This is a genomic window from Agrobacterium sp. YIC 4121, from assembly GCF_002008205.1.
Taxonomy (GTDB): Bacteria; Pseudomonadota; Alphaproteobacteria; order Rhizobiales; family Rhizobiaceae; genus Agrobacterium; species Agrobacterium leguminum.
On sequence record NZ_MRDI01000001.1, the window covers coordinates 224,139 to 237,879 of the forward strand.

Sequence of the window (13,741 nt, forward strand, 5' to 3'; positions counted from 1 at the left end):
GAACGGTACTTTTCGTCACGGTTCGAGCGGCTGCATCATTTCGATGCGGTTTCCGAAAGGATCATGGACATAAAACCGGTGATACCCTTCAAGCGGCTCATCCTCAACCACATGGCAGCCTGCTGTTTCAAGTGTTTTTCGCAAGGTTGCCATATCATCGACCAGAAAGGCCGGATGGGCTTTCTTCGCCGGGCGGAAATCCTGCTCGACGCCGAGATGCAGTTTTATCGAACCATGGCTGAACCAGCACCCGCCGCGCGCGGCGAGATTGGCGGGCTTGGCCTGCTCCGCAAAGCCGAGCAGGCCGCCATAAAAAGAGCGCGCCTCATCTTCGCGGCCCGCCGGCATCGCTAGTTGAATATGGTCGAGCGCAAGGATCGCCATGGCTTCAGCGCCCTTCGGCGGCGCGGCGAACGTCCTCTGCCTGATGCTCCAGAATCTCGCGGACCTTCGCCACCAGCTCGGCTTCCGGCACGCTGACCTGCGCCACGCGCGCCTCGCGCCAGCTGGCATTGTCCTCGATCTCGCCGGACAGGCGCTTGCCTTCGATCAGATCCTTGATCTGCACCACACCTTCGGCGCGCTCGTCACCGCCCTGGATGATGGCGATTGGGGAGCCGAGGCGGTCGGCATATTTCAGCTGGTTGCCGAATTTCTTCCAGTTGCCCTGATACATTTCAGCGCGGATGCCTTCCGCGCGCAGTGCCTGCGTGAAGCGCTGGTAACGGCCCATGCTTTCCACATCGCCATCCATGACGGTGATGAGAACGGGAGCGAGCGGCTTGACCTGACCGAGCTTGCCGAGGTTCTTCAGCGCCGTCATCAGGCGCGAAACGCCGATCGAGAAGCCCGTGGCCGGAACCGGCTGGCCCATGAAGCGCGAAACGAGGCCGTCATAACGCCCGCCGCCGCCAACGGAACCGAACACGACCTTTTCACCCTTTTCATTGGTGACGTCGAAGCTCAGCTCGGCCTCATAGACGGGGCCGGTATAATATTCGAGGCCGCGAACGACCGAGGGGTCGATCTTGATGCGCGTTGCATCGTAACCGGCACTGGTGACCAGAGCGCCGATGATGTTCAGCTCCTCAACGCCTTCCTCACCTTTCGAGGTGCCCGCGACCAGTTTGGCCAGATCGTCGGCGCTTTCCGCATAATCCTTGATGCCGACGAAAAACAGCACCTTTTCGATCTGCTCCTCGCCAAGACCAGCGCCCTTTGTGAAGTCGCCGGATTCATCCTTGCGGCCGGGGCCGAGCAGCAGCTTCACGCCTTCGGGACCGAACTTGTCGAGCTTGTCGATGGCGCGCAGAACGTTGAGGCGACGACCGGCATTGTCCTCGCCGCCGAGGCCGATGGCTTCCATGACGCCATCGAGCACCTTGCGGTTGTTGACGCGAATGACATAGTCGCCGCGCTGAATTCCGAGCGCTTCCAGCGTATCGGCCATCATCATGCACATTTCGGCATCGGCCTGCACACCGGCGGCGCCCACCGTATCGGCATCGAACTGCATGAACTGCCGGAAGCGGCCGGGGCCGGGCTTTTCATTGCGGAACACGTAACCGGCGCGATAGGTGCGGTATGGCAGCTGGATTTCGTTGAAATTTTCCGCGACATGGCGGGCGAGCGGCGCGGTCAGATCGTAGCGCAGGCTCATCCATTGGTCGTCATCGTCCTGAAGCGAAAACACGCCTTCGTTCGGACGGTCGCTATCGGGCAGGAACTTGCCGAGCGCATCGGTATATTCGAACAGCGGGGTTTCCACCGGATCGAAACCGTAAAGCTCATAGACCCTGCGGATCTTCTCGATCATCTCATTGGTGGCATGAATATCGGCAACCGAGCGATCCACGAAGCCGCGCGGCAGGCGGGCTTTCAGTTTCTGAGGCTTTTTTGCTTTTTCGCTCATGGGGCCGATCCGATATTTTCCTGAAATCAAGCCGGTGTATTAGAGGATGAAGTCCGGTGCGGCAAGCCGCAAAGGCTCCGGTCTTACTGGCTCACGCAGCCAAGCGGGCTATATGGGATGCATGTATCCCAATTCGGATCGGGAAGGACGCGACCCATGAGCAAACAGACGGCCATACGCCTGCCTGATGAGACCTATGAGCGGCTGAAAGCGCTTTCTGAGCGCACCGGCCGCACATCCGCCTATTACATCCGCGAGGCGATCGAGAAACATATCGAAGATATGGAAGATCTCTATCTTGCGGAAGAGGCGACGCGGCGCATTCAGCGTGGAGAATCGAAGGTTGTAAGCGCCGAGGAGTTCTGGCGTGATCTGGACAATTGAATATCACACGCTTGTCCAGAAAGAGATGCGCAAGATAAATCCGGAAACGCGCCAGCGAATCCGGAGTTTTCTGCATGAACGATTGGTGGCACTGGATGATCCACGCCAGACCGGCGACGCCCTGCAAGGCTCCGAGCTCGGAAATTTCTGGCGCTACCGGGTGGGCGATTACCGCATCATCTGCGATATACAGGATCACAAGCTCGTCGTGCTGGTGGTCGAAATCGGCCATCGCCGTTAAATCTACCGTTAGGCATTCATGATCCTCGAAGCCCTGCAATATGCCGCCACACGCGCGGTCACGCCGAAAGAATTCCGGCCGCATATCCGCTATTCCGTCAACCTCTGGGCGCGCGCCAACCGCTGCGCCAAAGCCTGGGCGGAGCATGAAAACAACAGCCGGCAATTCGTGCTGCACTCGGCCAGAAAGCTGAAGCAGCGGCGAACGGCCGTTGTGCTGGGCTCGGGCCTGTTGCGCGATGTGCCCTATGATGCGCTGGTGGCGATGTTCGATACGGTCGTGCTGGTCGATCTGGTGCATCTCGCCAGCGTGCAGGCGAAGCTGCGCCTCAATGCCAAAAAGAATGTCCGCATCGCCAACCGCGATCTTTCCGGATTTGACGACGTTCTCGCCGGCCGGCCGGCCGAACCGCTCGATTTCCTGCGGCGGGTGCCCTATCTCGATCTCGTGGTATCGGCCAATCTCCTGTCACAGATCGGCACCGGCGCACGCCACCGGCTGGAGCGGGAAAAGATCGCAAATGCCCCGGACGATCTTCTGCCGAAGCTCATTCACACCCATCTGGAAGCGCTGGCTGGCCTGCCCTGCAAAGCCTGCCTGATAACGGACACCTCCTTCGACGTCATCGGCAAAGACGGCAACCTGCACCAGCATGAAGACCTGCTGCATGGCATCGTTCCTCCTGCCCCCGCCGCCGCATGGAAGTGGCCGCTTGCCCCGTTTGGCGAGGAAAGCAGGGATTACCGCATCGTGCATCACGTCATTGCGCGTGAACTGACCTGATGGCCATGCTTATTCCATAATTCCAGCGGTAAATTCACGCCATGTCCCAGGTGGTCCGCACATTGATGTTCCTTGCCTGCCTGCTATACGGCGCAATGCCGGCGCAGATGGCGATGAGCATGCCGATGGCCACAGGCATGGCAGCTTCCTCGCAGGTGCCGATGAAACATGAAGATGCCCATTCGCATCGAGCCGCGGATCGGGACCAAGTGTCTCGGGCGCATGCGGAAAATGGGGCTCATGGAGCAGGCACGGGCGGTTGCTGCCCGCATGGTGGCGATGCCGCACATCCCGGTTCCTGCGCCGCCTGCCTGATCGTGGTTCCGCGAACGATCTTCGCCGATAGCGGCCGGGTGACATTCGCCTATCCGAAGCCGCAGCGCGGCATCGTCTTTGACGGCAAGGCTTCCGCGCCGCCGCTACCGCCTCCCCGCGCCTGACCCCAGATTTTTTCAGACCCATCTTCGAAAAATCCGTCAGACACAGGAAGGATAATCCATGTCTATCAAGACCATTACGCTCGCCGCCGCTTTTGCAGCCTCCCTCGCCATGCCCGTTCTCGCACAGGAAGCGGGCGGCCATGCCGGACACGACATGTCAAAAGGCACTATGAGCGACAGCACTTCCACCAAGGCCTTCATGGAAGCCAGCAAGAAAATGCATGGCGATATGGCCATCGATTATAGCGGCGATGCCGATGTCGATTTCGTGCGCGGCATGATCCCGCACCATCAGGGCGCGATCGATATGGCCAAGGTGCAGTTAAAATACGGCAAGGACCCGGAAATCCGCAAGCTGGCTGAAGAAGTCATCAAGGCGCAGGAAGGCGAGATCGCCATGATGAAGGCCTGGCTGAAGTCCAAGGGCAAGTGACGACCGCAATTGTCAAACGGGGAGCGCCGGCTGGCGCTCCCTCCCCACAAGGTTACAACCCTGCGAGACCGGCCTTGTAGTCCTCCGAGGCCGCACGGCTGAGGCGCTCCAGCTCCATGGCCGCCCGGCTGGTATGGCGTTCCTTGTGGCGCAGCAAAGCGAAGTTGCGGGCAGGCAGATCGATGCCGGCTCGGACCAGCAGCCCCTGCCGCAAAAACAGCGAGGCGACGGAGGCGGAAACCGCCGTGGCCGCACCGCCGGAGCGTGCCGCCATCACCACCGCCTCGTTAGACGGCAGTTCGAGCATGACGGAAAGCTCGCCGGGATCCACCCCCATCTGCCGCACCGCCGCCTCGAAGGCGGAGCGGGTGCCGGAGCCCTGCTCGCGCAGGACCCATGAGGTGCCGTAGAGCATATCGAGCGCGGTGAGATAACGGCCATCCGCGAAGGGATGGGCCGAACCGGTGACCACCAGAAGCTTGTCGGAGACGACCGGCTGCACCATCAAGGCCGGCTCATCGATCCTGCCTTCGATGAAACCGACCTCTGCCAGACCGTCGAGCACGGCCTGTGTAACCGTCTTGGTATTGCCGATATCGAGCCGCACGGTCACGCCCGGATAAAGCTTCTTGAACTGCATCAGGATCGGCGGCAGCCAGTAGCTTGCAATCGTCTGGCTGGCGCAGACGGTGATTTCGCCGCGCGTAAGCCCGCCCATTTCAGAAAGAATCAATTCGGCATTGCGCACACGCGCCAGAGTCGCCTTCGCTTCGCCCAGAAACGCCCGGCCGCTTTCCGTCAGTTCGATGTTGCGGCCGACGCGATGGAACAGCTCGACATTATAAAAGGCCTCGAGATTCTTGATGGCGGAGCTGACGGCGGAGGCGGTCAAACCGATGGCTTCGGCGGCCCTTGTAAGGTGCTCGCGTTCGGCAACGGCGATGAAGATGCGGAGTTGTTCGAAGGTCATGGCTTTTCATTCGATTTTATCGAATAATATATGCCATATTATTTTATAGAATAAAACAGGTCGCTACGGCATTGTCTGGCCATGGCACAACATCGCACCCTCGCTCATCCCTTTCAGTTTTCGCTTCGCTGGCTCACCCCGCTTCTGCCGGGCATTCTCATCTGCGCGGCGGTCAGCTGCGCCGCCATTCTGGCGGAGCGCTTTCAGGTGCGGCTTGCAGGCCATGCATGGCTCGGCGATCTGGTGCTCGCCATTCTGATCGGCACGCTGCTGCGTTCGCTGGTGTCTCTGCCCGCGGTTGCCTCGGCCGGCATCAAATTCAGCGCCAAGACGCTGCTTGAAATCGCGGTGGCGCTTCTTGGCGCATCCTTGAGCCTCTCCATCCTCAAAGGTGCCGGCGGTTTGCTGATCGGCGGCATTGCGCTGATCGTCGCGCTGTCGCTGATCGTCAGCTATGCCGCCGGGCGGATGCTCGGTCTGCCGCCCAAGCTTGCGACGCTGATTGCCTGCGGCAACTCCATCTGCGGCAATTCCGCGATTGCCGCCGCCGCACCCGCCATCGGTGCCAAGCCGGAAGATGTCGCAGCCTCGATTGCCTTCACCGCCGTTCTCGGTGTTGTCGCCGTGCTGCTGATGCCGTTTCTGCCGCAGCTTCTGGGTCTCGACGCCACCCAATATGGCATTTTTGCCGGCCTGACGGTCTATGCCGTGCCGCAGGTTCTGGCCGCCACAGCCCCGCTCGGCGCAATCGCCGTGCAGACCGGCACCATCGTCAAGCTCATCCGCGTGCTGATGCTGGGGCCTGTGATCGCCGCCCTCTCCGTCATCCATGGCCAGTCCGGCACGGAACGCCTGAGATTGCAGCAGATGGTTCCGTGGTTCATCATCGCCTTCGTGCTGATGATCATGGCCCGGTCCTTCGGTCTCATTCCTGAGGCTCTGATCGGCCCTGTCGCCTCGCTTTCCAACATTCTCACCATCATGTCGATGGCGGCGCTGGGCCTTTCGGTCGATATTCGCAGCCTTCGCCATGCCGGCGGCAAGGTCATCGTCGCCGCCAGCCTGTCGCTGGTGCTGCTGGGCGTTCTGAGTTTTGGCCTGATCCTGCTGACACAGACGACCTAAGCAAAAGGCGGGCTGTTATTTCCCGGTGCTGACCGTCAGCGTGTAATGCGCGCCGAGACCGCGGCGCGGCGATCCCAGGATGAGCGTCGGGCGGATCAGCCATTCCGTATCCGCCTTCGGCGTCAGGGTTGCGACCTTGCCTTCGGAATCGCTGAAGAAGATCGCGTCCTCATCCGGCGTCGAAAAATCGAAGACCGCCATCAGCACGAATTCGCTGGAGGCGGCAAGCTCGATCTTCACCGTCTGCCCGGCCTTCACCTTCAGGCGATAGACATCGCCGCGCCCGCGCCGCGTCCAGCCGTCAAGCTTCAGCGGCCCGGCCGGCGGCAGCGCCACCTGCTTCAGCCTTTCGCCGTCATCGAGCCATATGCCGTCGACATTGCGGCCTTCCGCGAAGGAGGCATGCGGCACGGCGGCCACGGCCATGGTGAGAGCCAGAAGAAGGGAGGTTATCTTCATGGGCGTACAAACTCCCGCCGCATGGCCTCTATCGGCTGGCGGCAATGACAGCCTTCGATATGGTCGTTGACCATACCCATGGCCTGCATGAATGCATAGACGGTCGTCGGGCCGACGAAACTCCAGCCCCGCTTCTTCAAGTCCTTCGAAAGACGGATGGAGGCGTCGCTGGTGGGGTTGGCCCTTAACGTCGCATAGTCCAGCCTTTGCGGCCTTTCTGCGGCGGCCGGTTCGAAACCCCAGAAATAATGGGCGAGCGAACCGAATTCATCGCGCAACTCCATGGCGCGGCGGGCATTGTTGATGGTCGAGACGATCTTGCCGCGATGGCGGATGATGCCCTTGTCGGCAAGGCAACGCTCGATATCGGCGTCACCGAATTCCGCCACCTTTTCGAATTCGAAATTGGCGAAGGCAAGACGGAACGCCTCGCGCTTGCGCAGAACCGTCAGCCAGGAAAGGCCGGACTGGAAACCTTCCAGACAGATCTTCTCGAAAAGGCGGCGATCGTCGGTGACGGGATAACCCCATTCCTCGTCGTGGTAACGGCTGTAATCCGCAAGCCCCTGCTGCCAGAAACACCGCACAAGGCCATCCGCGCCCGTTTCAAGTCCCGCTTCATTCATTCCGCAACCACCCTTTTCCGCTCCCGCCCGTGACCGGTTCGGACCGCGCACTTACCACTCATTCACCACGTTTCAAAACCGGGTGCTAACCTTAAATCCAGCTTTCCCTAATCAAGCGCTTTTTAATGAACAGCCATTTACGATTCGCTGGCGTCAAGGTGCGAACGTGTCCGGCAAAGCGGGCGAACAGTCCCGCAAATCCATAGTTGCGACATCCCGCAGAGAGAGTCCACCCGATGACGATGAAGTCCGTTTTTCTGGCGCTGAGCCTCGTTTCCACCTTTGCCGCCCCGGCCGCCATGGCCAATGAGCGTTATCGCGAGCGCCCGCCCGTCGTCGTCAGCCCGGATCTTTCGGCGCCCTGGGTCACCCAGCTCGGCGGTCGCGGCAATGTGCGGCCCGTGGTTTATCCGCGCGCGCCTGCCGCACGCCAGCCGTTCTTCCAGCAGCGCCAGGCCGCTATGCCGCAGCGCCCCAGCTCCGGCGTCACATCGCAGCGCCCGGCACGGGTGCAGAATGCCGCCGTCCGCCCCAACGCGCCGGTGCGCACCCAGATCGCGCCGCAATTCCTGCCGCAGATCGTCACCTACCCGACCGATGAAAAGCCCGGCACCATCGTCATCGATACGCCGAACCGTTTCCTCTATCTCGTGCTCGCCGATGGCAAGGCCCGGCGGTACGGCGTTGGCGTCGGAAAGCCCGGTTTCGAATGGGCCGGCACCCACAAGGTAACCCGCAAGGCGGAATGGCCGAGCTGGACCCCGCCGAAGGAAATGATCAGCCGCGAGGCGAGGAAGGGACACTATCTGCCGGCCTTCATGGAAGGCGGCCCGGCGAACCCGATGGGCGCGCGCGCCATGTATCTCGGCTCGACGCTTTATCGCATCCACGGCACCAACCAGCCGTGGACGATCGGCAGCAACAATTCCTCCGGCTGCATCCGCATGCGCAACGAGGATGTCACCGATCTTTACGAGCGCGTCAACGTCGGAACCAAGGTCATTGTGATATGACGGCAACGGTTCAGCCTTTCCGGCCGCTTCAGAGCCGGTGTGGCGGCGTATCCGCTTGAATTGCCGCCTTGCGGCGGTACAATCCGGCTCACTTCATTGGAATGAAACTTGGCGGGGGACGCCAGGAGCCGGACCTCTCTCAGGGGATGATGGAACGGCCTTAAAACGGGTGGTCAATCGGCCGCCCGTTTTTCGTTTCTGTCATTCAAATGTTATCAAAAAACGGTTTGGTGAATTACTGATATCAATCTGGATTCACTCCATGCCGCGCCATTGTTTATTTGTTTGCGCCCTGCTGTTCAGCGGCGCTTCCTTTTCTGCCGCAATCGCGGGCGAATTTGAAATTTCCGGTTATGGCGGCTGGCAAAGCGCGCCGCACAGCGATGTGAAGGTCTCCGACGGTCCGGATTTCCGGGCCGGATGGGAAGGCAAGTCGTTTTCCAATCCGCCCTATTGGGGCGTGCGCGGCACCTACTGGTTCGACGAGGGCCAGCTGCGAAATTTCGGCATCTCGCTCGATTTCACCCATGACAAGGTCTATGCCGATGACCAGACGCTTGCCCGCTCAGGCTGGTCGCATTTCGAATTCACCGATGGCCTGAACCTTCTGACGCTCAATGCGCTCTACCGTTTTCCGCTGGAATCGCTGCCCATCACCCCTTACGTTGGCGCCGGCGTCGGCATTAACGTGCCGCATGTGGAAGTATATCGCCCGTCAGGCAAGACCTTCGAATACCAGTTCGGCGGCGCAACCCTGCAGGCGCAGGCCGGCCTCAGCTACCGCATCACCGACAACTGGTCGACCTTCGTGGAATATAAGGGCACCTATTCCTTCGTCGACGTCGATATCGACAATGGCGGCTCGTTGAAAACCGATATCATCACCAATGCGGTGAATTTCGGCGTGGCGTATAAGTTCTAGCTCTCTTCCCTCATTCCTGTGCTTGTCACAGGAATCCAGCCGACGCGCGTCTGCGCGGCGGGAAGAGTCCCTTCAGCCCAACGGCTTGGGCTGGCTGGATCCCTGTGACAAGCACAGGGATGAGGGGACAAAGAAAGCCCTTACGACCCAATCTTTGCGCCACATGTTATGGCGCGCTGGATCACTGCCCTATGAGCACACCACGCTCTAAACCAAAAGCCTCGCCGGTTTCGGCCCGCCATAGGCCCAGTCCAACAGCTCCACCGTGTGCAGGATAGGCATATCCGTGCCGGTTCCGATCTGCGTGATGCAGCCGATATTGCCGGTGGCGATGACATCCGCCCGGGTGGCCTCGATGTTCTTCACCTTGCGCGCCTTGAGTTTGGCGGAAATCTCCGGCTGCAGGATGTTGTAGGTTCCGGCCGAGCCGCAGCAGAGATGCCCTTCCGCCGGATCGCGCACGGTAAAACCCGCCGCCTTCAGGAGTTGTTTCGGCGCAAGCGTGATCTTCTGGCCATGCTGCATGGAGCAGGCCGAATGATAGGCGACCGTGAGACCCTGGCTTTGCCCTTGCGGCAGATCGAGGGTGGCGAGATATTCAGTGATGTCCTTTGCGAGCGCCGAGACCCGCGCGGCTTTTTCGGCGTAAGCCGGATCGAGCCGCAGCATATGGCCGTAATCCTTGATGGTGGTGCCGCAGCCGGAAGCGGTGATGATGATGGCGTCGAGACCGCCGCTTTCCATCTCACGCGTCCAGACATCGACATTGCGCCTTGCCGAGGCGAGCGCCTCTTCCTCGCGGCCCATATGATGCACCAGCGAACCGCAGCAGCCCTCCCCCTTCGGCACCACGACCTCGATGCCGAGCCGCGCCAGAAGGCGCAGCGTCGCCTCGTTGATACCGGGATCGAGCACCGGCTGGGCGCAACCGGTGAGGATGGCGACGCGTCCACGCTTCTCGCCCTCGGCCGGCCGCTCTCCCGGACGGGTTGACGCGGAGGCCGCAGGCACGGCGGCGGGGGCGAGAGCGAGCATGGATTGCAGCGGCCTCAGCGCCGGAACTTTGGCAAGCAGGCCGGAGAAAGGCCGCGCCAGCCGGGCCAGATGCAGCGCCAGCCGGAAACGGGCTGGATGAGGCAGGACAGCAACCAGAAGATTGCGGATCAGCCGATCCATAAAGGGGCGCTTGTAGGTCTGTTCGATATGGGCGCGGGCATGATCGACCAGATGCATGTAATCCACGCCGGAGGGACAGGTGGTGGTGCAGGCAAGGCAGGAAAGACAGCGGTCGATATGGGTGACGACCTCGCGGTCTGCCGGGCGGCTGTTTTCCAGCATATCCTTGATGAGGTAGATGCGGCCGCGCGGGCTGTCCAGCTCGTTACCGAGCGTGACATAGGTGGGACAGGTGGCGGTGCAGAAACCGCAATGCACACATTTGCGCAGGATTTTTTCGGATTCCGCCACATGCGGATCGGCCAGCTGTTCGGGCGTGAAGGATGTTTGCATGGTTCAGACGGCCCTTTCCATTGTTACGGCCATCTTGCCGGGATTGAAGATGCCCGCCGGATCGAGCTTCTCCCTGATACGCGCAGAAAGCAGCGCTTCCGCCGCCGGGCGCGGTTCGAAGGCAGCGACCGTGGCGCGCACCGCATCGCTCGCCCTCACCAAAGTTGCATGGCCGCCGCCAAGCGCCCGGATCGCGCCGCGCAGCAAATTCGCCTCGGGGTCGGCCTCCATCTGCATCCAGACGAGACCGCCCTGCCAGTCATAGAAGGCATCGATGCCCGCTTCCATGCGCAGCGCCGCGACAAGCTGATGACCAACCGAAGGCGCGACCGATACTTTCCACAAGGGCTTCGCCGCCTGTCCGGCATAGGGCGCGACATCGCGCACCTGCCGCCACAAAAGCCTGCTTTCCTCGCCCTCCAGCAGCGCCCACGGTCCGACCCGGTCCATGACGGAAAGGAGTTTGGCCGTGCGCGCCTCCACCGAAGCGGAAAGCCCTTCCAGCCGCAGGATGGTCGCCGGGCCGTCCGGCAATCCGCCATCGATGAAACGGGAACGAACGCTTTCCGGCAGATGCGCCGCGCCGGAAACCTCGACACTCATCGCCATCGCCGCCGCCATGATGCGCGTCGCCGCTTCATCGTCGAGACTGGAAACGACCACGGTTTTTTCCGCAGGCGGTTTCGGCAGCACGCGGAAGGTGACTTCGGTGAGGAAACCGAGCGTGCCGAAAGACCCGGCCAGGAACTTCGACAGATCGAGCCCGGTGACATTCTTCATCACCCGGCCGCCGGCCTTGATGACCTCACCGCTGCCATTGACGAAACGGATACCGAGCAGGCTGTCACGAGCCGCACCGGCCACATAACGGCGGGGGCCGGAAACATTGGCGGCAAAGATACCGCCAATGGTGGGCTCGCCTTCGGTGCCCATGATCGGGCGGTGATCCATCGGCTCGAAGGCCATCATCTGGCGGTTTTCTGCAAGGGCGGCTTCGACGGTTGCGAGCGGAGTGCCGGCCTTGACGGTCATGACCATTTCGGCGGGCAGGTATGAGACGATGCCGTTCATCGCGCGGGAAGAGAGTGCTTCATCTGCTGCGACAGCATTGCCGAAACCGGAGCGGGTGTTGCCGCCGATGATTTTCAGCGCGGCTTTTCGGGCGGCGTGGTCGCGGATGATGTCGGCGACCTGGGTTTCTGCGTAGGGGGTCAGCATGGGGTGGTGGGCTCCGAGCATCGGACAGCGACGTTTGTGTGGGAAACACTGCGCTCGGAGCAAGAGACACCCCCCTCTGCCCTGCCGGGCATCTCCCCCTCAAGGGGGGAGATCGACTCGCGGCAAGGTCCCGCGTTTTTCTTCGGTCGAGATGGAGCGACGCAGGTGCGTCTCGCCAATCTCCCCCCTTGAGGGGGAGATGCCCGGCAGGGCAGAGGGGGGTAAACCACACCCACCACCGTCACGAAATTCACACCCATCATCCCCTCCCCTCCAGCGGAAACACCTTGGAAGGGTTCATCAGCCAGTCCTCGTCGAAAGCCGCACGCACCGCCATCTGCTGGGCAAGATCCGCCTCACCATACTGGTGGCGCATCAAATCCCGTTTTTCGATGCCCACACCATGTTCGCCGGTCAGACAGCCACCGGCATCGACGCAGAGCTTCAATATTTCATTGCCTGCCTCTTCGGCGCGGGCCGCATCCTCCGGATCGTTGGCGTTGAACAGGATGAGTGGGTGCATATTGCCATCGCCGGCATGGAAGACATTGGCGACGCGCAGGCCGAGGCGGTCGGTGATTTCGCTCGTCTTTTTTAGCACATAAGAAAGCTGGGAGAGCGGCACGGTGCCATCCATGCAGATGTAATCCGCGATGCGGCCGGTTGCGCCGAAGGCGGATTTGCGGCCTTTCCAGATCGCCGCCGCTTCCATGGCCGACTGACATTCCTTCACCGTCTTCACGCCATGTTTTCGGGCAATCGCCACGATGTCGGCCAGCATTGCGTCCATTTCCGCCTCGGAGCCTTCGACCTCGACAATCAGAAGCGCGCCGACATCCAGCGGATAGCCCGCTTTGGCGAAAGCCTCGCAAATTTCGATGGCCGGCTTGTCCATGAATTCGATGGCGACCGGGATGATGCCCGCGCCGATAATATCGGCCACGCAGGAGCCGGCTTCCTCCGACGTCTCGAAGCCGAACAGCACCGGTCGCGCGCCTTCCGGTCTGGCGATCAGCCGCACCGTCGCTTCCGTCACGATACCGAGCTGGCCTTCCGAGCCGCAGACGAGGGCGAGCAGATCGTAGTCGGCGGCATCGAGGTGCTTGCCGCCCAGTTCCAGCACTGTGCCATCCACCAGCACCATTTTCACGCCGAGCAGATTATTGGTGGTAACGCCGTATTTCAGGCAATGTGCGCCGCCGGAATTCATGCCGATATTGCCGCCGATGGTGCAGGCAAGCTGCGAGCTGGGGTCCGGCGCATAAAAGAAACCTTCAGCACCTGCCGCATCGGAAATGGAAAGATTGGTGACGCCCGCCTGCACCCGCGCCGTACGGTTATAAAAATCCAGCTCGAGGATCGAGGCCATCTTGGAAAGGCCGATCACCACCGCATCCTCCTGCGGGATCGCGCCGCCCGAGAGCGAGGTGCCGGCCCCGCGTGGCACGACCGGAATGCCGTAACGGTGGCAATATTTCATCACCGCCGCCACCTCTTCCGTCGTTTTCGGCAACGCCACGGCCAGCGGCAGGCGGCGATAGGAAACGAAGGCGTCGGTTTCGAAAGGCACGAGTTCGCGCGGTTCGTGCACAAGACAGTCCGCCGGCAGAATATCCTTGAGGTCCGCTATGATGCGGTCGCGGCCGGCGACGACTTTCGCGCGCGGCTCCAGAAACTTGATCGGCTGCGTCACCGCGCCTCCTCCC

At 61.4% G+C, this 13,741-nt stretch carries 16 protein-coding genes; 8 read left to right on the top strand and 8 right to left on the bottom strand.

Features of this window, described 5'->3' with window-relative positions; translation table 11 throughout:
* Positions 1-15 precede the first annotated feature (15 nt).
* Together BTE54_RS01190 and hisS are read right to left on the bottom strand one after the other, a co-directional pair.
* Entirely contained in the window at positions 16-384 is a 369-nt protein-coding gene (locus tag BTE54_RS01190) for a VOC family protein (protein WP_078051206.1), read from the bottom strand.
* 4 nt (positions 385-388) lie between these two features.
* Positions 389-1,912, bottom strand: a complete 1,524-nt coding sequence (gene hisS, locus BTE54_RS01195; protein WP_078051207.1) for a histidine--tRNA ligase — start codon at positions 1,910-1,912, stop codon at positions 389-391.
* Positions 1,913-2,068: 156 nt separating this feature from the next.
* On the opposite strand from hisS, the gene BTE54_RS01200 reads away from it, so the two are divergent.
* The 5 genes from BTE54_RS01200 (at position 2,069) to BTE54_RS01220 (ending at position 4,193) form a co-directional block, all read left to right on the top strand.
* Positions 2,069-2,296, top strand: a complete 228-nt coding sequence (locus tag BTE54_RS01200) for a DUF6290 family protein (RefSeq protein ID WP_013635548.1) — start codon at positions 2,069-2,071, stop codon at positions 2,294-2,296.
* Entirely contained in the window at positions 2,280-2,537 is a 258-nt protein-coding gene (locus BTE54_RS01205) for a type II toxin-antitoxin system RelE/ParE family toxin (RefSeq protein ID WP_078051208.1), read from the top strand. Before BTE54_RS01200 ends, BTE54_RS01205 begins: the two co-directional genes overlap by 17 nt.
* A gap of 18 nt (positions 2,538-2,555) precedes the next feature.
* Positions 2,556-3,320: a hypothetical protein gene (locus BTE54_RS01210; protein ID WP_078051209.1), complete on the top strand. Its 765-nt coding sequence runs from the start codon at positions 2,556-2,558 to the stop codon at positions 3,318-3,320.
* 209 nt (positions 3,321-3,529) lie between these two features.
* Entirely contained in the window at positions 3,530-3,760 is a 231-nt protein-coding gene (locus tag BTE54_RS25215; protein WP_245316558.1) for a hypothetical protein, read from the top strand.
* A 58-nt stretch (positions 3,761-3,818) separates the two neighbouring features.
* Entirely contained in the window at positions 3,819-4,193 is a 375-nt protein-coding gene (locus BTE54_RS01220) for a DUF305 domain-containing protein (RefSeq protein WP_078051210.1), read from the top strand.
* A 52-nt stretch (positions 4,194-4,245) separates the two neighbouring features.
* On the opposite strand, the gene BTE54_RS01225 is transcribed toward BTE54_RS01220, so the two are convergent.
* A complete protein-coding gene (locus BTE54_RS01225) occupies positions 4,246-5,163 on the bottom strand; it encodes a LysR family transcriptional regulator (RefSeq protein WP_065654378.1) in 918 nt (305 codons plus the stop codon).
* Between the two features lie 81 nt (positions 5,164-5,244).
* Here BTE54_RS01225 and BTE54_RS01230 point away from each other — a divergent pair, with 81 nt between their 5' ends.
* Positions 5,245-6,288 (top strand): YeiH family protein, encoded by a 1,044-nt coding sequence (locus tag BTE54_RS01230; protein WP_143240686.1) that lies wholly within the window; start codon positions 5,245-5,247, stop codon positions 6,286-6,288.
* A 15-nt stretch (positions 6,289-6,303) separates the two neighbouring features.
* Here the strand turns inward: BTE54_RS01230 and BTE54_RS01235 are convergent, their stop codons facing one another.
* Positions 6,304-6,747, bottom strand: coding sequence for a hypothetical protein (locus tag BTE54_RS01235; RefSeq protein WP_078051211.1), 444 nt, complete (start codon positions 6,745-6,747; stop codon positions 6,304-6,306).
* Entirely contained in the window at positions 6,744-7,373 is a 630-nt protein-coding gene (locus BTE54_RS01240) for a DNA-3-methyladenine glycosylase I (RefSeq protein WP_078051212.1), read from the bottom strand. Before BTE54_RS01240 ends, BTE54_RS01235 begins: the two co-directional genes overlap by 4 nt.
* 236 nt (positions 7,374-7,609) lie before the next feature.
* Here BTE54_RS01240 and BTE54_RS01245 point away from each other — a divergent pair, with 236 nt between their 5' ends.
* Both BTE54_RS01245 and BTE54_RS01250 read left to right on the top strand, forming a co-directional pair.
* The gene (locus BTE54_RS01245) at positions 7,610-8,386 is read left to right on the top strand and encodes a L,D-transpeptidase (protein WP_078051213.1); all 777 of its coding nucleotides are present in this window, start codon (positions 7,610-7,612) and stop codon (positions 8,384-8,386) included.
* Between the two features lie 262 nt (positions 8,387-8,648).
* A complete protein-coding gene (locus BTE54_RS01250; protein WP_065654383.1) occupies positions 8,649-9,308 on the top strand; it encodes an outer membrane beta-barrel protein in 660 nt (219 codons plus the stop codon).
* A 207-nt stretch (positions 9,309-9,515) separates the two neighbouring features.
* On the opposite strand, the gene glcF is transcribed toward BTE54_RS01250, so the two are convergent.
* The 3 genes from glcF to BTE54_RS01275 form a co-directional block, all read right to left on the bottom strand.
* The gene (glcF, locus tag BTE54_RS01260) at positions 9,516-10,817 is read right to left on the bottom strand and encodes a glycolate oxidase subunit GlcF (protein ID WP_078051214.1); all 1,302 of its coding nucleotides are present in this window, start codon (positions 10,815-10,817) and stop codon (positions 9,516-9,518) included.
* Between the two features lie 3 nt (positions 10,818-10,820).
* Entirely contained in the window at positions 10,821-12,035 is a 1,215-nt protein-coding gene (gene glcE, locus BTE54_RS01265) for a glycolate oxidase subunit GlcE (protein WP_078051215.1), read from the bottom strand.
* 259 nt (positions 12,036-12,294) lie between these two features.
* Positions 12,295-13,728 (bottom strand): FAD-linked oxidase C-terminal domain-containing protein, encoded by a 1,434-nt coding sequence (locus tag BTE54_RS01275; RefSeq protein ID WP_078051495.1) that lies wholly within the window; start codon positions 13,726-13,728, stop codon positions 12,295-12,297.
* Positions 13,729-13,741: the final 13 nt, after the last annotated feature.

Coding starts and splice junctions, on each gene's coding strand:
- BTE54_RS01190 (WP_078051206.1), bottom strand. CDS start 384: ATGGCGATCCTTGCGCTCGACCATATTCAACTAGCGATGCCGGCGGGC.
- hisS (WP_078051207.1), bottom strand. CDS start 1,912: ATGAGCGAAAAAGCAAAAAAGCCTCAGAAACTGAAAGCCCGCCTGCCG.
- BTE54_RS01200 (WP_013635548.1), top strand. CDS start 2,069: ATGAGCAAACAGACGGCCATACGCCTGCCTGATGAGACCTATGAGCGG.
- BTE54_RS01210 (WP_078051209.1), top strand. CDS start 2,556: ATGATCCTCGAAGCCCTGCAATATGCCGCCACACGCGCGGTCACGCCG.
- BTE54_RS01220 (WP_078051210.1), top strand. CDS start 3,819: ATGTCTATCAAGACCATTACGCTCGCCGCCGCTTTTGCAGCCTCCCTC.
- BTE54_RS01225 (WP_065654378.1), bottom strand. CDS start 5,163: ATGACCTTCGAACAACTCCGCATCTTCATCGCCGTTGCCGAACGCGAG.
- BTE54_RS01230 (WP_143240686.1), top strand. CDS start 5,245: ATGGCACAACATCGCACCCTCGCTCATCCCTTTCAGTTTTCGCTTCGC.
- BTE54_RS01235 (WP_078051211.1), bottom strand. CDS start 6,747: ATGAAGATAACCTCCCTTCTTCTGGCTCTCACCATGGCCGTGGCCGCC.
- BTE54_RS01240 (WP_078051212.1), bottom strand. CDS start 7,373: ATGAATGAAGCGGGACTTGAAACGGGCGCGGATGGCCTTGTGCGGTGT.
- BTE54_RS01245 (WP_078051213.1), top strand. CDS start 7,610: ATGACGATGAAGTCCGTTTTTCTGGCGCTGAGCCTCGTTTCCACCTTT.
- BTE54_RS01250 (WP_065654383.1), top strand. CDS start 8,649: ATGCCGCGCCATTGTTTATTTGTTTGCGCCCTGCTGTTCAGCGGCGCT.
- glcF (WP_078051214.1), bottom strand. CDS start 10,817: ATGCAAACATCCTTCACGCCCGAACAGCTGGCCGATCCGCATGTGGCG.
- glcE (WP_078051215.1), bottom strand. CDS start 12,035: ATGCTGACCCCCTACGCAGAAACCCAGGTCGCCGACATCATCCGCGAC.